The organism is Mesorhizobium sp. B2-8-1, from assembly GCF_006440955.1.
Classification (GTDB): Bacteria; Pseudomonadota; Alphaproteobacteria; order Rhizobiales; family Rhizobiaceae; genus Mesorhizobium.
Genome location: NZ_VFTX01000001.1, coordinates 821081 through 843802, shown reverse-complemented (window position 1 = coordinate 843802; position 22722 = coordinate 821081). Strand labels below are relative to the sequence as shown.

At 64.0% G+C, this 22722-nt stretch carries 21 protein-coding genes; 8 read left to right on the top strand and 13 right to left on the bottom strand.

The annotated features are described in order from the left end of the window. The first annotated feature begins 80 nt into the window (after nt 1-80). Entirely contained in the window at nt 81-545 is a 465-nt protein-coding gene (locus FJ428_RS04050) for a carboxymuconolactone decarboxylase family protein (protein WP_140494422.1), read from the top strand. Between the two features lie 140 nt (nt 546-685). After that, nucleotides 686-1285, top strand: coding sequence for a YdeI/OmpD-associated family protein (locus tag FJ428_RS04045; RefSeq protein ID WP_140657912.1), 600 nt, complete (start codon nt 686-688; stop codon nt 1283-1285). A 91-nt stretch (nt 1286-1376) separates the two neighbouring features. Here the strand turns inward: FJ428_RS04045 and FJ428_RS04040 are convergent, their stop codons facing one another. Both FJ428_RS04040 and FJ428_RS04035 read right to left on the bottom strand, forming a co-directional pair. After that, nucleotides 1377-1826 (bottom strand): DNA polymerase III subunit chi, encoded by a 450-nt coding sequence (locus FJ428_RS04040; RefSeq protein WP_140494426.1) that lies wholly within the window; start codon nt 1824-1826, stop codon nt 1377-1379. A gap of 9 nt (nt 1827-1835) precedes the next feature. Then, entirely contained in the window at nt 1836-3356 is a 1521-nt protein-coding gene (locus FJ428_RS04035; protein WP_140878962.1) for a leucyl aminopeptidase, read from the bottom strand. Between the two features lie 362 nt (nt 3357-3718). Between FJ428_RS04035 and lptF the strand changes: the two genes are divergently transcribed. From lptF to rsmA, 6 genes are all read left to right on the top strand, one after another. Next, nucleotides 3719-4921, top strand: coding sequence for an LPS export ABC transporter permease LptF (gene lptF, locus FJ428_RS04030; RefSeq protein WP_140494430.1), 1203 nt, complete (start codon nt 3719-3721; stop codon nt 4919-4921). Beyond that, nucleotides 4921-6003 carry an LPS export ABC transporter permease LptG gene (gene lptG, locus FJ428_RS04025; protein ID WP_140494432.1) on the top strand — a complete coding sequence of 361 codons (1083 nt, stop codon included), beginning with the start codon at nt 4921-4923 and terminating at the stop codon, nt 6001-6003. Before lptF ends, lptG begins: the two co-directional genes overlap by 1 nt. Further along, complete coding sequence (locus tag FJ428_RS04020; protein WP_181167199.1) at nt 6003-8423, top strand: LPS-assembly protein LptD; 2421 nt, start codon at nt 6003-6005, stop codon at nt 8421-8423. Before lptG ends, FJ428_RS04020 begins: the two co-directional genes overlap by 1 nt. Before the next feature lie 90 nt (nt 8424-8513). Then, on the top strand, nt 8514-9446 hold the full coding sequence (locus FJ428_RS04015) for a peptidylprolyl isomerase (protein ID WP_181167198.1): 933 nt from the start codon (nt 8514-8516) through the stop codon (nt 9444-9446). A 13-nt stretch (nt 9447-9459) separates the two neighbouring features. Next, entirely contained in the window at nt 9460-10476 is a 1017-nt protein-coding gene (gene pdxA, locus FJ428_RS04010; RefSeq protein WP_181165137.1) for a 4-hydroxythreonine-4-phosphate dehydrogenase PdxA, read from the top strand. Between the two features lie 10 nt (nt 10477-10486). Then, entirely contained in the window at nt 10487-11323 is an 837-nt protein-coding gene (gene rsmA, locus FJ428_RS04005; protein WP_140878960.1) for a 16S rRNA (adenine(1518)-N(6)/adenine(1519)-N(6))-dimethyltransferase RsmA, read from the top strand. 57 nt (nt 11324-11380) lie between these two features. Here the strand turns inward: rsmA and FJ428_RS04000 are convergent, their stop codons facing one another. The 11 genes from FJ428_RS04000 to fabD all read right to left on the bottom strand — a co-directional run bounded on the left by FJ428_RS04000 (nt 11381) and on the right by fabD (nt 22600). After that, a complete protein-coding gene (locus FJ428_RS04000; protein WP_140686384.1) occupies nt 11381-13630 on the bottom strand; it encodes a molybdopterin cofactor-binding domain-containing protein in 2250 nt (749 codons plus the stop codon). Further along, nucleotides 13630-14133 carry a (2Fe-2S)-binding protein gene (locus FJ428_RS03995; protein WP_140555748.1) on the bottom strand — a complete coding sequence of 168 codons (504 nt, stop codon included), beginning with the start codon at nt 14131-14133 and terminating at the stop codon, nt 13630-13632. Before FJ428_RS03995 ends, FJ428_RS04000 begins: the two co-directional genes overlap by 1 nt. Then, nucleotides 14130-15506 (bottom strand): c-type cytochrome, encoded by a 1377-nt coding sequence (locus FJ428_RS03990; protein WP_140555750.1) that lies wholly within the window; start codon nt 15504-15506, stop codon nt 14130-14132. Before FJ428_RS03990 ends, FJ428_RS03995 begins: the two co-directional genes overlap by 4 nt. A gap of 227 nt (nt 15507-15733) precedes the next feature. After that, nucleotides 15734-16390, bottom strand: a complete 657-nt coding sequence (gmk, locus tag FJ428_RS03985; protein ID WP_140494448.1) for a guanylate kinase — start codon at nt 16388-16390, stop codon at nt 15734-15736. Between the two features lie 3 nt (nt 16391-16393). Continuing rightward, the gene (locus FJ428_RS03980; RefSeq protein ID WP_140878959.1) at nt 16394-17284 is read right to left on the bottom strand and encodes a YicC/YloC family endoribonuclease; all 891 of its coding nucleotides are present in this window, start codon (nt 17282-17284) and stop codon (nt 16394-16396) included. 170 nt (nt 17285-17454) lie between these two features. Beyond that, on the bottom strand, nt 17455-18663 hold the full coding sequence (gene mltG / locus FJ428_RS03975; protein WP_140494453.1) for an endolytic transglycosylase MltG: 1209 nt from the start codon (nt 18661-18663) through the stop codon (nt 17455-17457). Between the two features lie 102 nt (nt 18664-18765). Continuing rightward, entirely contained in the window at nt 18766-20028 is a 1263-nt protein-coding gene (gene fabF, locus FJ428_RS03970) for a beta-ketoacyl-ACP synthase II (RefSeq protein ID WP_140494455.1), read from the bottom strand. Nucleotides 20029-20062: 34 nt separating this feature from the next. Next, on the bottom strand, nt 20063-20299 hold the full coding sequence (locus FJ428_RS03965) for an acyl carrier protein (protein ID WP_006203723.1): 237 nt from the start codon (nt 20297-20299) through the stop codon (nt 20063-20065). A 269-nt stretch (nt 20300-20568) separates the two neighbouring features. After that, nucleotides 20569-21306, bottom strand: a complete 738-nt coding sequence (gene fabG / locus FJ428_RS03960) for a 3-oxoacyl-[acyl-carrier-protein] reductase (RefSeq protein ID WP_140878958.1) — start codon at nt 21304-21306, stop codon at nt 20569-20571. A 91-nt stretch (nt 21307-21397) separates the two neighbouring features. Next, nucleotides 21398-21619 (bottom strand): CopG family transcriptional regulator, encoded by a 222-nt coding sequence (locus tag FJ428_RS03955; RefSeq protein ID WP_140633420.1) that lies wholly within the window; start codon nt 21617-21619, stop codon nt 21398-21400. Nucleotides 21620-21658: 39 nt separating this feature from the next. Further along, a complete protein-coding gene (gene fabD / locus FJ428_RS03950; protein WP_140517846.1) occupies nt 21659-22600 on the bottom strand; it encodes an ACP S-malonyltransferase in 942 nt (313 codons plus the stop codon). Nucleotides 22601-22722: the final 122 nt, after the last annotated feature.

Below are 22722 nucleotides of genomic sequence, written 5' to 3'. Positions count from 1 at the left end.
CGCTTGACAACTTACAGCGTAAGGTTCATTTTTCACTTCACCTTACACAGTAAGGCTAACAAAGACCAGAGGAGGAAAACATGTCACACCATCGCATTGCCAAATCCGTGCATTCGTCCCTCCATCGTGCGTTGGCTCTAACCGCCGTGGCCTGCGTCCTCGCCGCGGCCCCTGCCTATGCCGACGACTACGATGCAACCATAAAGGACATCCAGTCGACCATGGGCGGCGTGCCGAGCTTTGTGAAGCAACTTCCCAAAGCCGGTCTGCCCGGCGCCTGGGCCGAGGTCAAGGCCATCGAACTCAGCGACAAGACGGCGCTGCCGCCAAAGGTAAAGTCATTGATCTCGCTGGCAGTGGCGGCGCAGATCCCGTGCAACTACTGCATCTGGTCGGACACGCAAAACGCCAAGCGCGCCGGCGCTACCGATGAGGAAATCCAGGAAGCGGTGGCGATGGCTGCGCTGACCCGCCATTGGAGCACCATCTTCAATGGCATGCAGGTCGATTTCGACACGTTCAAGAAGGAAATGGGCGGGCAGTGAAACGACACCCGCGGTGGTCCGCGCCTGCGGGCCACCGCAGAACTGCCCTCATCCGACAGCCATCATCTTCGCCTTCGATTGTCATCCAGCGGGAAATGCCGCATTGAAAGTGCAATCGCAAAGCATGGACGAGGCCGCAGATGGCGCCGGTCAAGGTCGACCCCGACAAGGTGCACGAATTCGAGGACGCCGAGAGCTTTTATACTTGGCTCGGTGAACATCATGACAGGGAAACCGAGGTCTGGATCACAATCCACAAGACCGGCTCGGGACTGAAGTCGATCTCGGCAAAGGAGGCGATCGAGGTCGTGCTGTGCTGGGGCTGGATCGACGCGGTGCGCAAGGGGCTCGACGACAAGAGCTTCCTGCAGCGTTACACGCCGAGGACGAAGAAAAGCATCTGGAGCCAGATCAACATCGACAATGTCGCCCGGCTAATCGACGACGGCCGGATGACGCGGCATGGGCTCGCCGAGGTCGAAGCCGCCAAGGCCGATGGCCGCTGGGCGCGTGCCTATGCCAGCGGCAAGGACATGAAAATTCCCGATGACCTGCAGGCCGCGATCAATGCCGAGCCAGAGGCTCGGCAAATGCTCGAAAAACTCAGCGCGCAGAACCGCTTCGCGCTCGCCTTCCGTATCCACAACATGAAGACGGAAGCCGGGCGCAGGAAGAAGATCGAGACTTTTGTCGAGATGCTCAAGCGCGGCGAGACGATCCATCCGCAGGGGAAGAAGTAAGGCTGCTCATGTACGAGCGACAAGTTTCTTCCGGCTCGATGATCGCGATCCACATTATCGACAAGGCAGCGATCAACCGCCGCTGACGTCCTCAAGCCTTGCGTTCCCAGCGGCGATCGGGCGTCTGCTGCCAATACGTCACCGCGTGGCCGGCGTCTTTCATCGTCTTCCAGTGCCCGCGGGCGGCCTCGACCTGGGCCGCATCGTGGCCGTCGAACAGGAACACGGCGCGCTCGTAGCCGCCAAGGTCCGGCGGCGCAGCGCCGTCCACCAGGAAGCGTATCTGCGCCGCGTTCGGGTTGCCTTCGCCGGTGGTCAAAAGGATCGGCTGTTCAGCGGGATGGGCTTCGCGATCAGTGGCGTGCGCGAGGAAGGAATCGTCACGGAACGTCCACAGATGCTGGTCGAGCGCGTCGCGCCGCTCCTCGGTGCCTGTCTGCACCACGGCGCGCCAGCCGCGATCGACGCTGCGCTCAAGTAGGCCGGGCAGCGCATCCTCCAGCGTCGATTCGGTCAGGTGATAAAACAGCACGTCGGCCATGGGTCCCGATCAGCTCTCGTAGTGGTCGCGCACGAGCCGGTCGAGCAGCCGCACGCCAAAGCCGGAACCCCAGGACTGGTTGATTTCGTTCGACAGCGCCCCCATGGCGGTGCCTGCGATGTCGAGATGCGCCCAGGGCGTGTCCTTGACGAAGCGCTGCAAGAACTGCGCGGCGATGATGGCGCCGCCATAGCGGCCGCCGATGTTCTTCATATCGGCATTCTTGGAATCGATCAGCTTGTCATATTCAGGACCGAGCGGCATGCGCCACAGTCGCTCCTGCGTCGACTGCCCGGCTGTCGCCAGGCGTTCCGCCAGTTCGTCATTGTTGGAGAACAGGCCGGCATAGTGCTGGCCGAGCGCGACCATGATCGCGCCGGTCAACGTCGCCAGATTGACCATGAACTTCGGCTGGAAGCGGTCATTGCAGTACCAGAGCGCATCGGCCAGCACCAGGCGCCCCTCCGCATCGGTGTTGAGCACTTCGATGGTCTGGCCCGACATCGAGGTAACGATGTCGCCGGGACGCTGCGCATGGCCGTCGACGGCGTTTTCCACCAGCCCGATGATGCCGACGACATTGGCCTTCGCCTTGCGGCCGGCGAGCGCATGCATCAGCCCGGTCACAGCCGCGGCCCCGCCCATGTCGCCCTTCATGTCCTCCATGCCGGATGCCGGTTTCATCGAATTGCCGCCAGTGTCGAAGGTGACGCCCTTGCCGATGAAGGCGACCGGGCTGTCCTTGGCCTTGCCGCCGTTCCACTGCATGACGGCCATGCGGGCGCCGCGCGGCGAGCCTTGCGCAACGCCGAGCAGCGACCCCATGCCGAGTTTCTTCATTTCCTTCTCGGCCAGGATCTCGACCTTGACGCCGAGGGCCTCCAGTTCCTTGGCGCGGGCGGCAAACTCGACCGGTCCCAGGACGTTTGCCGGCTCGTTGACGAGGTCACGCGCCAAAAGCACGCCGTCGATCACAGCCTCGGTCTCGGCGAAGGCCTTCTTCGCACCCGCCGGATCGGCGGTGTGGATGGTTATCTTGGCCGGCTTTTTCGGCTCGGCCTTGTCGCCTTGGCCATCGTCCTTGTCTTTCCTGGTCTTGTACTTATCGAAGGAATAGCTGCGCAGAAGAATACCCGCGGCAAGGCTGGCCGCCTGCGCACCGCTTGACGAGGCGCCGACCACGTCGAGCACCACCGCCACGTCCGTCGCCTTGCGCAGCGACCCCGCGATGGTGCCTCCAAGCTTCGTCCAGGCGTATTCGTCGAGCCCGGATACCTTGCCGACGCCGATCGCGACCAGCCTGTCGAGCGAGCTTGCCTGTGGCGTCAGCACTTCCACCACGCTGGCGAACTTGGCCGTGAATTCGGCCACAGGGAAGGCCCGTTCCAGCGTCTTGCCGGGATCATACGCCGCGGCGGTTTCGCTCAGGCCGCCATCATCCGCCGCCAGCACGAAGACCGTCCCCTTCCTGTTCGCGGCGGTCTGCGGCGCGGCGAATTTTGCGAAGGCGATCGAGGGTCTCTGGTTCATCATGTCCTGCTTTCGGGGAATGCGCGGCTCGCGCGAAGCGGTTGGAAGCGATCCGCGACATTTGGTCGTTTTCCGGCATTTGGCAAGACTTTGCCAAACGGGCTCCCCATATGGCACATGAATCGACGGCGATTCGTCGCGGCACGGCTCCGCTTTTTGGCCGCAACCTGTTGTTAACCATCGATGTTCGCCCTTTCTTATCCAATCCCGCCGACACTCCGGCCCAACGTGGCGCGCGATGTGGGACGGGAACCGGATCGTCTGCCTGACAGAGCCCGACGCAGCCAGTTGTGCGGGCGTCGCCGGACGGCTACCCTTATCCGGTGGCATGATGCCGTTCGAGAAAATTGAGAAAAGCCTTCATGAAGGTCGTTGAACGCTACATCATGCGCCGCGCTTTCGTGGTCTTTATTGCAGCGCTGGCCTGGACGCTGGCCATTGTCTGGACGACGCAGGTGCTGGCCAAGATCGACCTCGTCACCGACAGCGGCCAGTCGGCGCTGACCTTCTTCGAGGTTGCGGCCCTCATTCTTCCCTCGATCATTCCGATCGTGGTGCCCTTCGCGCTCGTGGTGGCGGTTGCCCAGACGCTCAGCGTCATGAATTCGGATTCGGAGCTTGCCGTCGTCAACGCAGCGGGCGCCTCGCGCTGGACCATCGTGCGGCCGATCATGATTCTCGCGGCCGCGGCCAGCGTCTTTTCCTTCGCCGTCGACAACGGCATCGACCCTTACGCGCGTCAGAAGAACCGGATGCTGGTGGCGGAGTCACGCGCGGATCTTCTGTCGCTGATCATCCAGGAGGGCACATTCCGCAAGATCGATGATGGGCTGTTCCTGCAGATAGGCGAGCGGCTTCCCGACAACCGGCTGGGCGGCATCTTCGTCGCGGATTCGCGCGAGGAAGGCGTCAACCTCGTCTACTATGCCAAGACCGGCAGCATCGTCGAACGCGGCGGCGAAAAGGTGCTGATGATGAATGACGGCGTCATCCATCGAAAGACACTGACCGGCGACCTCTCGGTCATCCGCTTCACCTCCTATGCCTTCGACATGTCGGCCTTCATGGCGGCAGCGTCGGAGGTGACGCTGATGCCAAAAGACCAGACGACCCAGTACCTGCTCAACCCGAGTGCCAACGACAAGGTCTACCAGCAGCGCCCGAACGAATACCGGGCGGAGGTCGACCAGCGGTTCTCGGAATGGCTCTATTCCATGGTTTTCGCCTTGATCGCACTCGCGGTCGCCGGAGACGCACGCTCGCATCGCGAGGCGCGCGTCAATCCGCTGATCACGGCCATCGCGATATCGCTGTTCGTGCGCTGGCTGGGCTTCTTCGCCGCCAGCAAGGCCGACGAGGTCCCGCAATATGCGTATATGGTCTACGGCGTGCCCATCGTGTCGTCGGCGGTGGCAATTTGGTTCATCGCATCCAACCGGACGATGGAACTGCCAGTGGCCTGGGCAGATTGGCTGACGAATCTCGCCAGCCGGATGGCTGACGCCTGGAATGCCGTCAAGCTGCGCCTGTCCCGGCGCAGCGCCTCGGGCCAGGGGGTCAGCTAATGGGCTGGACGCTGGGACGCTACTTCTTCTTCCGCTATGTCACGATCACCGTGTGGTTCTTCATCGGCCTGCTTGCGCTGGTGTTCCTGATCGATTTCACCGAGCTTTCCGGCCGCACGACCGGCCTGCCCGGCTTCACCTATGGAACGGCGCTGGCCATTTCCGGACTCAGGATGCCGATGATCATGCTGCAGACCGTGCCGTTTGTCGGTCTCTTCTCGGCGATGGCGACGCTGGTCTCGCTCAACCGCAGGTATGAACTGGTCATAGCGCGCTCAGCCGGCGTTTCGGCCTGGCAGTTCCTTCTGCCGTGCTGCATCGGAGCGCTGTTGTTCGGCGTCCTGTCGGTCGGTCTCATCAACCCGCTCGCAGCGCACGCCTTTTCCTGGTCCGAACAGATCGAAACCCAGTTGCGCTCGGGCAAGTCGAATACGGTGTCGGCCGACGCCGCGCCCTGGATCCGGCAGAAAACCAGCTCCGGAGACACCATCATCGGAGCGCGCGCCATCCTCAATCAGGGCCTGGAGATGGCTGACGCTGTCTTTTTCATCCTCGACCCGCAAGGCGATATCGTCGAGCGCAAGGATGCCGCGCGCGCCTATCTGCGGGACGGCTACTGGGAATTGCAGGACGTCAAGACCTTCAGGAACGGCACCATCCAGCCTGCGGCAAACGACCGCGTGCCGACCAATCTGAAGCCCGAATTCGTGCAGGAGCGGCTGGCGCGCCCGGAGACCATTCCATTCTACGATCTGCCGGGAAAAATCGAGGTTGCCCGTTCTTTCGGTCTCAAGGCAAATGCCTTTGCCATGCAGTTCGATTCGCTGGTGGCGTTGCCGTTCCTGCTCGTCGCCATGACGCTGATTGCGGCAACAGTTTCAATGCGATTTGCGAGGATGGGGCAATCAGCAACGATGATTCTGGGTGGCGTCGTTGCCGGGTTTCTGCTTTATGTCGTTTCGGTGCTGGTGAAGGCATTCGGCGTGGCGGGGTTCGTGCCGACTGTCGTAGCTGCCTGGGTGCCGGTCGTGGTAGCTATGTTCTTCGGGGTGACTTTCCTGCTATACAAGGAAGACGGCTAGTGAGGGAGGCCTTTTTGCCCAGTAACAGGCAGGCCGGTTTGGCGCGCCTTTATGCGGCGACCGCCTTGGCATGCCTGTTTGCATGCGCGGTTCCGCTGCCTGCGATCGCGCAGGATGTCGGCGACATGGCGACCAAGGTGCCGTCCGGCTCGCAGATGCTACTGGCGGCCGATACGCTGGTCTATAACAACGACAATCAGACCGTGACCGCCGTCGGCGGCGTGCAGATCGACTATGGCGGCAACCGACTTGTCGCGCAGAAGGTCGAGTACAACCGCAACACCAAGCGCATGGTCGCAAGCGGCAATGTCGAGGTGATCAACAGCGACGGCACCAAGATCAATTCGGATCATATCGACATCACCGACGACTTCGCCGACGGTTTCGTCAACGCGCTCCGCGTCGAAACCATCGACAAGGCCTATTTCGCCGCCGAAAGCGCCGAACGCATGGGCGGCGTGCTGACCACCTTCCACAATGGCGTCTACACTGCCTGCGAACCGTGCGAGGACAAGCCCGACAAGGCGCCGACCTGGCGTGTGAAGGCCAGGAAGATCATCTGGAACGGCGAAAAGAAGACGGTCCGCTTCGAGAACGCGAATTTCGAATTCTTCGGCTTCCCGCTCGCCTACCTGCCGGCGTTCGAGATCGCCGACCCGACGGTGAAGCGCAAGAGCGGCTTCCTGATCCCCGGCATCGTCTTCAAAAGCGATCTGGGCGTGGGGGTAAAGGTCCCCTATTATTTCGCGCTCTCGCCGACCTACGACCTGACCGTCACCGGCACCGGCTTTACCAAGCAGGGCTTTCTCGGTGAGGCCGAGTGGCGCCAGCGCTTCAACAATGGCGAATACAGCCTGAAGATCGCGGGGATTCAGCAGCGAGACCCCGATGCCTTCATCGACGCCGCCGGCCGCAATATCGATTCGGGCGAGGCCGGCGATCCCAACAAATTCCGCGGCATGATGGGCACACAAGGCCAGTTCGCCATCAATTCGCGCTGGAATTTCGGCTGGGACGTGCTGCTGCAGACCGACAAGAACTTCTCGAATACCTACGCCATCGACAAATACAACGGGTCCGTTCACCAGTCGTCGGTTTACCTGACGGGGCTCGACGGCCGTAATTATTTCGACCTGCGCGCCATGCATTTCGAGGTGCAGGAAAACACGCTCGACAGCAGCATCGCTGCGCGAAGCGGCCAGCAGCCCTGGGTGCTGCCCTCGCTCGACTATGCCTACATTCCGGATACATCGGTCGCAGGCGGCCAGCTGTCGTTCAACGTCAATTCGCGCGTCATCCGCCGCGATGACCTCGACGAGACCTATTTCACTCCCTACTTCCCCCCTTCAGGCACCCAACGTGTGCGCGGCATCGAGGGCGAATCCGGCCGGCTCACCGCCCAAGCCGAATGGAAGCGGTCATTTGTCACCGATGACGGGTTGGTGCTGACACCCTTGCTGGCGCTGCAGGGCGACGTCGACTATGTCAACGCGTCATCAGCTTCACTCGCAGCCGTCAACCAGATGGCGACGAATTTGGGCGAGCAGGACGATATGCGCTCGTCTTTCGCCCGCTATATGGCAACCGCCGGGCTCGAGATGAGCTGGCCGCTGCTGTTTTCGATGGCCAGCGGCTCCAGTCATGTGTTCGAGCCGATGGCGCAGGTCTTCCTGCGCCCGAACGAACAATATGTCGGCGGCCTTGCCGTCCCGAACGAAGATGCGCAGAGCATGGTCTTCGACGCGAGCACCCTGTTCGAGCGCGACAAGTTCTCCGGCTATGACCGCATCGAAGGCGGCTCGCGCGCCAATGTGGGCATTCGCTATTCCGGTTCCTACATCAACGGCTGGGGCACCAACGCCATCTTCGGCCAGTCCTACCAGATCGGCGGCGAGAACTCCTTCGACGCGCCGGACCTGGTCAATGTCGGCGCCTATTCGGGCCTCGAAAACACCAAGTCGGACTATGTCGGCCTGTTTGGCGTCAGCAGCCCGAACGGGTTCGCCGCCTCGGTCAGCGGCCGTTTCGACGAGCAGAGCTTCGAGGTTCGCCGCGCCGAGGTAAAGGCCGCCTATTCCGGCCTACCGGTGTCGCTGAGCGCCAAATACGCCTTCATCCAGGCTCAGCCGCTCTATGGCTTCACCACCGACCGCCACGAGGTCACGCTCGGCGCGTCCACGCATCTTGCCGAGAACTGGCGCGTGTTCGGGACGGGAACCTATGACCTCGAGGAAAGCCTGTTGGTCAAGGACGGGGTCGGTTTCGCCTACAATGATTCCTGCTTCACCTATCTGATGACGTACTCGCAGTCGCGCGACCTGAACACCAGGGAGGTGACGCAGAGCATCGGCTTCAACCTGTCGTTCCGCACCCTCGGCGATTTCGGATCGTCGAGCAGCGCCTTCGATACCACCCAGTAGCCCGCGACATCGTTTCGCCGCATAGGGCTGGCAGGGACTTCACAAACCCCGAAGAAGGATGAAGTTGGGCGGGACCGGGATAGAATTGGGATGTTTGCGATGAGGAAATACCTCTTTTCAGCAGGGTTGGCGCTGCTTGTGGCGGCGACATCCGTGTCGATGACCGTCATCACGCCGCCGGCTTTCGCCAGCGAGATCAAGTACGTCGTCAACGACATACCGATCACCAGCGGCGACATCGCGCATCGCGCCGCCTTCCTCAAGCTGCAGCGCAAGAAGGGCGACGCCGGCCAGGAAATGATCGATCAGACCTTGCGCATGGCCGAAGCCAGACGGCTTGGGATTCACATCAGCGACGCGCAGGTCGAGGCCGCGTACCAGCGCTTTGCCTCGAGCAACAAGATGCAGCTCAGCCAGCTCGACGGCGTCATGGAAAAGTCCGGCGTCAGCAAGGGCCATTTCAAGGAGTTCATCCGCGCCCAGATGGCCTGGAATCAGGCCTTGAGCGCGCGGTACCGTTCCGGCGAGGGCGGCAGCGTGACCGAGCAGGACGCGGTCAGGCGCATGCTCGACAAGGGCGGCTCCAAGCCGAGCGCCACTGAATACATGCTCCAGCAGGTCATCTTCGTCGTGCCAGCGGCCGAACGCAGCGCGACGCTGGGCAAGCGCAAGCGCGAAGCCGACGCCATGCGTGCCCGCTTCAATGGCTGCAACACGACGCGGCAGTTCGCCAAGGGCCTGATCGACGTCACGGTTCGCGATCTCGGCCGGGTGCTGGCGCCGCAACTGCCGCCGGACTGGGCCGAGCAGATCAAGGCCACCAAGGTTGGCGGCGCCACGCCTACCCGCCAAACGGAGCGCGGTGTCGAGTTCATCGGCATCTGTTCGTCGCGCGAGGTGTCGGACGACAAGGTCGCCCAGATGGTGTTCCAGAGCGAAGGCTCCAACGACAAGGCGGCCGACGATCTCAGCAAGAAATATGTCGACGAGCTGAAGGCAAAAGCCCGCATCGTCAAGCGCTGAGGTGGACAGGGCGATGCGCGCGCTGGCGTTGAGCGTCGGCGATCCTTCCGGCATCGGGCCGGAAATCGCGATTGCCGCGTTTCTGGCGCGTACCGCCGCGGCCCTTCCGCCCTTCTATCTCCTCGCCGATCCCGCGCTGATCGCCTCGCGGGCGCGCCGCCTCGGCGTTTCGCTGCCTATCGAGGAAACGACGCCAGCGCAGGCAAGCGAGGTCTTTGGCCACGCACTGCCGGTCGTTGCGCTGGCTGCCCGCTTCATCGACAGCCCCGGCCAGCCGGACCCGGCCAATGCGGCGGGCATCATCGAAGCGATCGATCGGGCGGTGGCCGCCAGCCTCGCCGGCGACGCCGCGGCCGTCGTCACCTGCCCGATCGCCAAGAAGCCGCTCTACGACGCCGGCTTCCGCTTTCCTGGCCACACCGAATATCTGGCGTATCTGGCGGCGCGCCACAGCGGCGTGGAAGCGATGCCGGTGATGATGCTGGCAGGCCCCGACCTGCGCACCGTTCCCGTCACCATTCACATCGCGCTGGCCGAAGTGCCGAAGGCGCTGACCACAGACCTGATCCTCGCCACGACGCGGGTCACCGCCGCCGACCTCAGGGACCGCTTTGGCATCGCCAACCCACGGCTCGCCATCGCCGGCCTCAACCCGCATGCGGGCGAGGATGGCTCCATGGGCCTGGAGGACCAGCGCATCATCCGACCGGCGATCGAGATCCTGCGAGCCGAAGGCATCGACGCGTTCGGGCCGTTGCCCGCGGATACCTTGTTCCATGCCCGGGCCCGGGCCGGCTACGACGTGGCGCTGTGCATGTATCACGACCAGGCGCTGATACCGGCCAAGGCGCTGGCCTTCGATGAAGCGGTCAATGTCACGCTCGGCCTGCCCTTCATCCGCACCTCGCCCGACCACGGCACCGCCTTCGATATCGCCGGCAAGGGCATCGCCCGGCCCGACAGCCTGATGGCGGCGCTGCGGCTTGCACGGCAGCTGGCCGACACCGACGCCAAACTTGTCACGCAATGAGGCTCAACTCATGAGCATGGATGGGCTGCCGCCGCTGCGCGAGGTCATCGAGCGCCACGGTTTGCAGGCAAAGAAGGCACTGGGCCAGAATTTTCTGTTCGACCTCAACCTGACCGGCAAGATAGCGCGCGCCGCCGGCAGCCTGGCGGAGACGACCGTAATCGAGGTCGGCCCCGGCCCTGGCGGGTTGACAAGGGCCCTGCTTTTCAACGGCGCGCGCAAGGTCGTCGCCATCGAGCGCGACGAACGCTGCCTGGCGGCCCTCGCCGAGATATCGGCCCATTATCCCGGACGGCTGGAGGTCGTTTCCGGCGACGCTCTGAAGATCGACTTCCCGACGCTTGCCGCGACCGCCGGAGACGGCGGTCCGGTCAGGATCGTGGCCAACCTGCCCTACAATATCGGCACGGAACTGCTGGTCCGCTGGCTGACCGTCGCGGATTGGCCTCCCTTCTATGCCTCGATGACCCTGATGTTCCAGCGTGAGGTGGCCCAGCGTATCGTCGCCGCGCCTGGCAGCGAAGCCTATGGCAGGCTCGGCGTGCTGGCGGGGTGGCGCACGCAGGCCAGGATAGCGTTCGACGTGCCGCCCCAGGCGTTCACACCGCCGCCCAAGGTGACCTCCTCCGTGGTCCATCTCGAGCCGCGTGTGACACCGCTACATGCCGACGTGAAAAAACTCGGCCGCGTCACGGAAGCCGCCTTCGGCCAGCGCCGAAAGATGCTGCGGCAGAGCGTTAAGAGCCTCGGCGGCGAAGCCCTGCTCGAACGCGCCGGGATCGACCCGACCCGGCGCGCCGAGACGCTCGATGTCGAGGAGTTCGTGCGGCTGACCAATGCGGTGTAGCGCCGCCGGCCGTGGAAGCGCCGCGCAATCCGATCCTTGTCGAGCGCACGCTTCGAACTAGACGCCCAACACCGCTTTCACGCGCTCGCGCGTGTAGGGCAGGTCATAGATGCGTTTTCCCGCCGCATGGCGGAAGGCGTTGGCGATCGCGCCGGCTGTCGGGCCCTGCGCTGCTTCCGCGACGCCGAGATAGGGCGTGCCGGGATTGTCGACGACATGCACTTCCACGCTGTCCGGAACGGCGCTGAAGCGCAGGATCGGATAGGCCGACCAATCCGCGCTCAGGATGCGGGTGTCGTCGAAATGGACGGCCTCGTAAAGCGTCCAGCTCAGCGACTGCAAGATACCGCCTTCGGTCTGGTTGATGATCGAATCCGGCGCCACCGCTTCGCCGCAGTCGACCGCCGAGACCACATGCGAGATAGCGATCGCGCCGCTGTCGCGATCGACCTCCGCTTCAAGCGCGACTGCGAGATAGGCGGCGTGGTTCTTGTACTTGGCGAAGGCGAACCCTCGACCGCGGCCCTCCGGCATAGGATCATTGCTCCAGCCGAATTTTTGAGCCGCAACCTCGATCACCTTCCTGGCGCGCGGGTCCTTCATGTGCCTCAGCCGGTATTCCACGGGGTCGGCGCCGGCCGCGAGGGCCAGCTCGTCCATGAAGCTTTCGATCGAGAAGACGTTGCAGTAGGCGCCGAGACCGCGCAGGGACGAGACGCGCACCGGCATGTCGGCGACGAAATGCCAGTTCACCCGCTGGTTCGGCACATCGTATAGCGGGATGGCGTTGCGGTCGCCATTGCCGAGCGGCGAGATCTGCAGCTTGGCCGGATCGGGCGGGAAATGCTTCGCCACCAGCCGGCCGGCGATCAGCGAACCTGCCGTTCCCGGCCGCGTGCCGTGACTGTTGCTCCACAGATCATAGTGCCAGTTGACGATCTTGCCGCCGGCGTCGAGCGTTGCGCTGGCGCGCGTCAGCATGCCAGGGCCATAGGGCTCCCACAAATGCTCCTGATCGCGCATCCACTGCACGCGCACCGGCGTGCCGGGCAGCGCCTGCGCGATCAGCGCGGCGTCGGCCGCCGCGTCGTCGGCGCCATTGTGGCCGTAGCAGCCTGATCCCTCGGTGTGGATGCAGCGCACCTTTTCCGGTCCGACGCCGAGCATCTCGGCGATCGCCTTGCGGTCTGGATAAACGCCTTGAGTGTGCGTCCACACCGTGATGAGACCCTTGTCCGACAGGGCAACGGCAGCCGAGGGGCCGATCGACCCATGCATCTGGTAGGCGCGGGTGAACTGCGCCTGCAGCGTCTTTGCGCCGGCTGCCGTGTCCGCGCCGACCGAAGTCACGGTGCCGACCTCGGCGACCGAGCGTTCGAGGAAGGCGGGGATATTGTCCTGGTCCGGCAAGGCCGGCTGCTCCTGCCACTTCGCCTTGGCGGCCATGGCGCGCATGGCCTGGACCGCCTGGAATTCCTGCCTGGCCACCACGGCCAGGAAGTCGCCGTCGCGGATCACCGCCACCACGCCCGGCATCGTCTTGATGGCGGCCTCGTCGACGCTGACGAGCTTGGCCAAATAGCTTGGTGGGCGAACGACGCGGGCATGCACCATGCCGGGAAGCCGCATGTCCTGGACGTAGGCCTCGCCGCCCGTCACCTTTGCCGGAATATCGACGCGGGCAAACGGCTTGCCGATCGCGTGATAGCTGTCCGGCGATTTCAGCGCCGTGTCGGCCGATGCGTCCACATGCAGCAAATCCGCTACCACGAGTTCGCCATAGCCCACGGACTTCCCGTCCGGCCCGGCGATCCTGCCGCTTGCCGCCTTGAGCTGGTCGGCCGGAACACCGAGCTTCTCGCTGGCCTTGGCGACCAGGATCTGGCGCACCTGCGCCGAGGCGTAGCGTATGGCGGTGCCGCTGTTCTGGATCGTCTGGCTGCCGGCGGTATAGCCCTCGTTCGGCGTCAGCGCGGTATCGGCGGTGATGAGCTTGATGGCCGCCGGCTCGACCTCCAGTTCTTCGGCGGCGATCTGGCGCAGCGACGTCCTGGTGCCTTGGCCGAGCTCGGCCTTGCCGGTGAAGACGGTGATCGAACCGTCGGCATCCAACCTGATCCAGGCGTCGAGCGAGGGGGTATCGGCAAGGCTGCCCGGCAGTTTCTTGGCCGGGGCCGGCGTCGCGGGCGTCTGTGCCGAGGGCGCCGCCTCCTGAGCCTGCACGGGAATGGTGAAGGACACGACCAGCGCGCCGGTCCCGGCGAGAAAGCCGCGTCGTGTCAGGTCGGGAAAGGTCGGCGCGTTCATCATGCCCTCCCTGCGGCCGCGGCCGGCGCGAGGCCGGCCGATTTCGATTTCATCAGGTCGCGCGCGCGACTCACTGCCCGCAGGATGCGCATATGCGTGCCACAGCGGCAGAGGTTGGGCTCCAGCGCCTGCCTGATATCGGCCTCACCGGCATCGGGTTTGGCCTCGAGCAGCGCTTGCGCCCGCATCATCATGCCGGCGATGCAATAACCGCATTGCGCCGCCTGCTCCTCGATGAACGCTTTCTGCATCGGACCCGGGTTCTCGATCGTGCCCAAGCCCTCGACGGTCTTGACCTCGCGGCCCTCCACCAGCATCGCTGGCGTCAGGCAGGAGAAGACGGGCTTGCCGTCCACCATCACCGTGCAGGCGCCGCATTGGCCAAGGCCGCAGCCGAACTTGGCGCCGTTCAGCTTCAAATCGTTGCGCAGCACGTAAAGCAGCGGCGTCGCGGGATCGACGTCGACGTGGTGGGAGATGCCGTTGACGTTGAGATTGATCATCTGTCCTTCGCTCCTACATTGTCCGGGCCGCGCTCGATGCCGTCCGAGGGCCGGACGCTGACTTGGTATTTTCCGCTCCTGGTGTCGGCGATCCTGGCGGCCGCATCCTGCCAGGCCGGCTTGCCGGCAAAGGCATCGCGCAGATAGGCCAGCAGGTTATTCACCTGGTCGTCCTTCAGCGTCGCTGCGAATCCCGGCATGATGGCGCTCGGGCGCCCACTCGCCGCCGGCAGGCCAAACAGCACCGTGTTGATGACGTTCTGCGGATCTGGCGCGTTGACCGCGCTCGACAGATGGAAATTGATACCGCCGAAAGGCGGCGGACGGCTGCCGTCGTGGCAGGTGGCGCATGCCGCCTGGTAGATGACGGCTCCACGCGCCGCCGGCGTATCGGCGGATGTCGGCGCCACGCCGGCGGTCGACGCCGGGTCGGCCGCGGCGCGGCCGCGGATGGCCCGCGCGGCGGCCGTCCGTTCGGCGGATGGTTCGCCCATGAGCGACATGACGTAAGTGGCCATGGCGTCGATGTCGGCATCGGGAAGCCGGCCGAGATTGCCCGTCACTTCGCCCATCGGGCCATTGGCGACGCCGTGGTCGGCATGCCAGCCTTGCCTGAGATAGGCAAACAGGCTGTCATGCGTCCACGGTATCGGCGCCGGTGAAGTGCCCTCGAGCGCAAAGGCCGTCCAGCCTTCGGCCTCGCCGCCGGCCATGTGCGACCCCTTCTCTTCCGCGCCGAACCGATTGCGCGGCGTGTGGCAGGCGCCGCAATGACCGAGCCCATCGACCAGATAGGCGCCGCGGTTCCACTGCGTGCTTTGCGACGCATCGTTTTGATAGGCGCCCCTGTCGAAGAACAGCAGCTTCCAGCCGGCCAGCACCAGGCGCATATCGAGCGGGAAAGGCAACTCGTTCGGAGGCGGCGGGTTGTTCACCGGCTGGCGCGTCATCAGATAGGCGTAGAGCGCGCGGTTGTCCTCATCGGAGACACGCGTGAAATGATCGAATGGGAAGGCCGGGTAGAGATGCCTGCCCTCGCGGTCGACGCCTTCGCGCATGGCGCGGTTGAAGGCTGCCTGCGACCAACGGCCTATGCCGGTCTGCGGATCTGGCGTGATGTTGGTCGAATAGATGGTGCCGAACGGCGTCGGCACGGCGAGCCCGCCGGCATAGGACTTTTCACCGGGCCTGGTGTGGCAGGAGGTGCAATTGCCGACCGAGGCCAGCACAGCGCCTTTCTCGATCAACGCCGGGTCGAACGACGAACGTTGCGGCGGCTCGACAGGATCGATTGCCGGCTTCCAGGCATAGGCGAAAAATCCGGCGCCGCAGACAATGATGATGGCAAGAACGCCCAGCCAGAAGCGTTTCAAGATCTGCTCTCCCTCATGGCGGTACGCTGAAACGCTGCCGCCCCGGCCGTTACCGGCGCCGCGGACGCGTTCGTGCGGGAGAAACTAGGGGCGCTGCCCTCTTCGTCAATTGTCTGATTTATGGCGCCGAAAAGCGCATCTTGCAGGCGCGACCTGCCCGGGCACATCGTTTGGTGCTGCCGGCCTTCGGCTTGTCCGCCGGCCCATCTTCGTGGGCAAAGGAAAGGCTAGCTCGTCTTCTCGTCCAAAAGTCCCGAGACGAAGTCGAACAAGCCGGGCCGACGATCGCGCCGCAACCGCTCGGCGACAACGATGCCGCGCACTTCGGCGAAGGCGCGATCGAGATCATCGTTGACGATGACGAAATCATACTCCTTCCAGTGCTCGATCTCGTTGCGCGCGTTCTTCAGCCGCGTCTCGATCACCGCTTCCTGATCCTCGGCGCGGCGCTTCAGCCTTGCCTTCAACTCCTTCATCGACGGCGGCAGGATGAAGATCGAGACGATGTCGGCGCGCATCTTCTCCTTGAGCTGCTGGGCGCCTTGCCAATCGATGTCGAACAGCATGTCGCGCCCTTGAGCGAGCGCAAGTTCCGCCGGTTCGCGCGGTGTCGCGTAGCAATTGCCATGCACCTCCGCCCATTCGAGCAGGGCGTCCGAATCGCGCAGCCGCTCGAACTCGCGCATGGTGCGGAAATGATAGTGAACGCCTTCGATCTCCGAGCCGCGGCGCGGCCTGGTGGTGACGGAGACCGACAGTTCGAGGCTGGAATCGCTCTCCAGAAGGTTGCGCGCAATTGTCGACTTGCCGGCGCCCGACGGCGACGACAGCACGAGCATCAGGCCCCGGCGGCGAATGCGGGACCCTAAATCCCTGGCGACCATCGGCTACTCCAGATTCTGGACCTGTTCACGGAACTGATCGACCACGGCCTTCAGTTCCAGTCCAATGGCGGTGACCGCGGCAGCGTTCGACTTCGAGCACAGCGTATTCGATTCGCGGTTAAATTCCTGTGCTAGAAAATCGAGCTTGCGTCCGATGGCGCCGCCGCCGGAAAGCCATGCACGACCGGACGTCACATGCGTCTTCAAGCGGTCGATCTCCTCGCGAATATCGGCCTTGGTGGCGAGGAAGGCGGCTTCCTGGTGCAAGCGGCCGACATCGAGGTTGGCCGAAGCATCCATCAAGAGCCGCACCTGTTCGGCGAGGCGCTCGCGGATGGCCGCCGGTTCGCGCGACGGATCCGCTTCAGCGCCCAGCGTCAGCGCCTCGATGGCGTCGATGTGGCCCAGCAGAAGCGTGCGAAGTGCCGCGCCCTCACCCTCGCGGGACCGCTCCAGCCCCTCCAGCGCCACATCGAGGGCCGCCATGACGGCGTTGTCGAGCGCCGTGCGCACATCCTCGGTTTCGGTGGTCTCGGGAATATCGAGCACGCCGCGCAGCGACAACAATCCGTCGGCGGTCGCAGGAGCAACACCAAATTGTTCCTCGATCCGCTTGGCGAGCCCGGCCAGGTCCTTGAGGAAGGCCTCGTTGACAACGGGCTGGGACTGCATTCCGGCGGCGCGCGTGATGGTCAGCGTCGCCTGAAAATTGCCGCGCGCGAAACGTTTCTGAAGCGTCTGCCTGATGGCCGGCTCCAGCCGCTCGAAGCCCTGCGGCAGCCGCAGCCGCACCTCGACGCTCTTGCCGTTGACGGATTTGACCTCCCAGGCAATCGAGGTGCCGTCATGCTCGGCGACAGCACGCGCAAACCCGGTCATGCTCTGCAAATTCATGGTGCCTGCATACCCCCTGGCGCGTATTACGGATACTGCTTGATCCGGCCTCGCGCACCTTCAGAAAGCCGAAATGCCCGCCTGCCAATCGGCTTACGAGGCGCCCCGATAAATCCAAACGCTCCTGTCTTCAACCGATAGCGTGGACGAGCTGGAAAAACCGTGCGCCGCTACTGGGCCGCCCCCGCGTCGCCGTCAATGGGCGCGTCGGTCTGCCCCTCCACCTTGGCATCAGCCTTGGCCGCGTCGTCGACTTGCTTCTTCTGCTGGGCTCGATAGCGCGCAACGTTCTCATTGTGCTCGTTAAGCGTGGCGGCGAAGACGTGTCCGCCAGTGCCGTCGGCAACGAAATAGAGGTCGTCGGTCTTTGATGGATTGGCTACCGCCTCCAGCGCCGCGCGGCCGGGATTGGCGATAGGCGTCGGCGGCAGGCCGTTGATCACATAGGTGTTGTAGGGCGTCGGCTTCTGGATGTCCGACTGATAGATCGGCCGGTCGGCGGGTTTGCCCTTGCCGCCGAACAGACCGTAGATGATGGTCGGATCGGATTGCAGGCGCATGCCCTTGGCCAGCCGGTTCAGGAAGACCGCGGCGACGCGCGAGCGCTCATCGCCCTTGCCTGTTTCCTTCTCGACTATCGAGGCCAGCGTGACGAACTCGTCAATGCTGGCGAGCGGCAGGTCGGCGGCGCGCCGCTGCCAGACCTCCTCGACCAGCTTCTTCTGGTCGGCCAGCAGCTTGTCGATCATCTGCTGGCGCGTGGCGCCGCGCGTGAAGCGCAGCGTATCGGTGGCGAGACTGCCCTCTGGAGGCACGGTGGCCGGCATGTCGCCGCTCAAGGCGGGCTCGCCTGCGATGCGCGCCAGCGCCTGCTCGACTGTCAGCCCTTCGGGAATGGTCAGCGAGTACATGACCGACTTGCCGCTCTTCAGCAATTCCATGATGTCGCGCATGGACGCCCGGGGCTTGATCTCGTATTCGCCGGCCTTCAGCGCCGAATCATTGCCGAAGGCCCTAACGCCAAGACGGAATATGCGGGCGTCGCTGATCAGGCCGCGCCGCTCGAGCTGGTCGGCGATATCCTGGACGCCGGTGTTGGGCTTGACCAGGAAGGTGTCGCCATTGGCCGATGGGCCGGGCTCGGTGAATTCCTGCTTGCCGAAGTAAAGCGCGATACCCGCCGCCAGAACCATCAGCATCACCAAGGAGATGACGAAGTTCATGAACACGACGACCTGACTGCGCGAAGCACGCGAGCGCTTCGGCGGCGGCGTGCCGGCCTCCGGCCGCAAGGCTTCGGCGGCTGTCTTCGGTACGATCGGCCCCGATGTTGCCTGCCCTTGCCCGAACTCTCCGTTGCCGGCCGGATTTGTGTTCATTTCGCCCTACCGTTTGATCTCTCAACGAATCCCCTGCGGCAGAGTAGGGGCGAATATGGCAAAATTGACGACACGCCGAAGCGCCGTCCGGCAGGCGGACGGTCAGCCATTGTAGCGCTGGAAGACCAGTGAAGCGTTGGTGCCGCCGAAGCCGAAGGAATTGGACAACGCCACGTCGATCTGGCGGGCACGCGGCTTGTTCGGCACCAGGTCGATCGCGGTCTCACGCTCCGGATTGTCAAGGTTGATGGTCGCCGGCGCGATGTTGTCGCGGATGGCGAGGATCGAGAAGATCGCTTCGGCAGCCCCTGCCGCGCCGAGGAGATGGCCGATCGACGACTTGGTCGACGACATCGAAATCTTCGATGCGGCATTGCCGACCAGCCGCTCGACAGCGCCGAGCTCGATCGTGTCGGCCATGGTCGAAGTGCCGTGCGCGTTGATGTAATCGACATCGGCAGGCGTCAGCTTTGCCCGGTTCAACGCCGCCGTCATGCAACGGAATGCGCCGTCGCCGTCTTCAGCCGGTGCGGTGATGTGATAGGCGTCGCCGGTCAGGCCGTAGCCGGTCACTTCCGCATAGATCTTCGCGCCGCGCGCCTTGGCATGCTCGAGTTCCTCAAGCACGACGACGCCGGCGCCCTCGCCCATGACGAAGCCGTCGCGATCGCGGTCATAGGGCCGCGAAGCCGTTTGCGGCGCGTCGTTGCGCTCGGTCGACAGCGCACGGCAGGCAGCGAAGCCAGCGATCGACAGTCGCGTCACCGGCGCTTCGGCGCCGCCGGCGACCATGACGTCGGCATCGCCCCAGATGATCAGCCGGGCTGCGTCGCCGATCGCATGCGCGCCGGTCGAGCAAGCGGTGACGACGGCATGGTTGGGGCCTTTCAGCCCATGCCGGATCGAAACCTGGCCGGAGACGAGATTGATGATCTGGCCGGGGATGAAGAAGGGGCTGATGCGGCGTGGGCCGCGCTCCTTCAGGATCATCGCGTTCTCGGCGATGCCTTCGATGCCACCAATGCCCGAACCGATCAGAACGCCGGTGGCGCACTGCTCGGCATGGGTCTTCGGCTGCCAGCCGGAATCCTTCAGTGCCTCGTCGGCGGCTGCGATCCCGTACAGGATGAAGTCGCCGATCTTGCGCAGTTCCTTCGGCTCGAGCACCGCCTCGGGATTGAAGGTGGCGTTGCTGCCGTCACCACGCGGAACGACATGGGCGATCTTGCAGGCAAGATCCTCCACCTCGAACTCGGTGATGCGCTTGGCGGCGCTGCGGCCGGTCAGAAGTTCCTTCCAGCTGTGCTCGAAGCCCATGCCGAACGGCGACAGCAATCCAAGGCCCGTGACGACGACACGCCTCATCGCAGGTCCTCCCCGGTGATGACTGCGGAAAGCGTCAGGCCGAAGCCTTGTCGATGTACTTCACGGCATCGCCCACCGTCAGGATGGTTTCAGCCGCGTCATCGGGGATCTCGACGCCGAATTCTTCTTCAAACGCCATGACGAGTTCGACCGTGTCGAGACTGTCGGCGCCCAGATCGTCGATGAAGCTCGCCTGCTCCGTCACCTTGTCGGCATCGACGCCCAGGTGCTCGATGACAATCTTCTTGACGCGCTCTGCGGTGTCACTCATTTGGGGCATCCTCGTCTTTTGGTTGTCTGTCTTCGTTAGCGGGCGGAATGCCGCTAATCAAGCTGAAAGATGGTCCCGCCGGAAACGCAATGGCCGCAGACCGGTTTTTGCCCGAACCGCCGGGTTGCGGGCCGCATTACACGAAAAATCGTGGGCGTCCAAGCCGAAATGGTCGCTTTTCACAGCCCGCCCAGGCGTTGCCTGTCGCCGTCTCAAAGCCACCGCGAATACCCGGGCCCGGCCCGAAATGCATGCTTTGGCCGACCCGATCAGATCATCGCCATGCCGCCGTTCACATGGATTGTTTGGCCGGTGACGTAGCCGGCCTCGTTGGAGGCAAGATAAGCGACGGCGGACGCCACTTCGGCGCTGGTGCCCATGCGGCGCGTCGGGATAGCGGCCATGATCGCCTCCTTCTGCTTGTCGTTGAGCTTGTCGGTCATCGCCGATTCGATGAAGCCCGGGGCGACACAGTTGACGGTGATGCTGCGGGTGGCGATCTCCTGCGCCAGCGATTTGGAAAAGCCGATCATGCCGGCCTTGGAGGCGCAGTAGTTGGTCTGGCCGGGATTGCCGGTGACGCCGACCACCGAGGTAATGTTGATGATGCGGCCGTGGCGGCGGCGCATCATCGGATGGGTCAGCTCACGCGTCAGCCTGAACACGGCCGTCAGATTGACTTCGAGCACGCTGTCCCAGTCGGCGTCCGACATGCGCACGAACAGCCCGTCCTTGGTGATGCCGGCATTGTTGACCAGGATATCGACGCCCTCGAGATCGGCCTCCGCTTTCTGGCCGAGCGCCTTGACCTCGTCGCGGTTCGACAGGTCGGCCGGAAACAGCTTCACCCGGTCGCCCAGGTCGGCGGCCAGCGCCTCCAGTTTCTCGACGCGCGTGCCGTGCAGGCCGACGACGGCGCCTTGCGCATGCAGCACCCTGGCGATCGCCTCGCCGATGCCTCCCGACGCGCCGGTGACAAGTGCCTTGCGGCCGGTCAGTTCGAACATGTGTTTTCCTCTTTGGTTTCGGAAGCTCAGCGAGCAACCTTATCTGTATACGTCTCGCGGGTATCCGATTGCCATCACCAACGGAATATCTTCAGCGATACAAGCCGCGCCAGAAATCATCAGCTTTCATAATATCCTCTTCCCCTCGCCCAATGCGTCCTGCAGCTTCGGCCGCCAAGTCATAATCTTCCACATCGTCCAGGCCGCGCTGGATGAGTTCGCACAAACAATCAACTTTGCTGCGGCCTGTCCTAGCGACAAAGGAGTCCAGGCGCTGTTCGATTTCGGCAGAAAGACGGATTGAGACAGGCATGCCAAACCTCGTGAGTTCGTCAAATTCAGTCGCGGCGCCTCACCCGAGCGCCGCCAGTGCGGTTTCGACCTCGGCCGCGGAACCGACCGATGCCGTGGCGATTTCGCGGTTGATGCGCCGGGCCAGCCCTGAAAGCACTTTTCCCGCGCCGACTTCATAGAGCGTGGTGACGCCGTTCGCGCCGAACCACTCCACTGTCTCGCGCCAGCGCACGCGGCCGATCACCTGTTCGAACAGACGGCGCGCAATGATTTCGGGATCGCTGGTCGGAGTGACCGTGACATTGGAGACGAGCGGCACGACAGGCGCGTTCTTGGTTACCCCGGCCAGCGCCTCGCGCATGATCTCGGCGGCGGGCGCCATCAGCGCCGAATGGAAGGGCGCGGAGACCTGCAGCATCAGCGCTCGCTTGGCGCCTTTTTCCGTGCACAGTTTGGCAGCCAGTTCGACCGCTGCCTTGGCGCCGGAAATCACCAGCTGGCCACCGCCATTGTCGTTGGCGATCTGGCAGACCGATCCTTTGGCAGCCTCGGCGCAGGCGGCTTCGACATCGGCCTGCTCCAGTCCGATGATCGCCGCCATGGCGCCTTCGCCGGCGGGCACCGCCGCTTGCATGGCATTGCCGCGGATGCGCAGCAGCCTGGCGGCATCGGCAACTGAGACGAAGCCGGCGGCGGCAAGCGCCGAATATTCGCCCAGCGAATGGCCAGCGACGTAGGTAATCTTGTCCTTCAGCGAGAAGCCGCGCGCTTCCAAGGCCCTGATCGCGGCCAGCGATACGGCCATCAGCGCCGGCTGCGCGTTGGCGGTGAGCGTCAGCGTCTCTTCCGGCCCTTCCCAGATCAGCTTCGACAGGTTTTCGCCGAGCGCGTCGTCGACTTCGCTAAAAACCCTACGCGCCTCGGGGAAGGCATCGGCGAGGTCCTTGCCCATGCCGACAGCCTGGCTGCCTTGTCCCGGAAAGGTGAATGCAACGGCCATGTGTGGGCTCCCAAAGCTCGGTTCTGCTTGCCTGATACACGAATTTTCCTGCCTGTGACGCAACGCGGCCTGCCAAGTCAAGCCCGGTTCGACCCGGCCCCTTGGCAGCTTTGCCGGCCGAG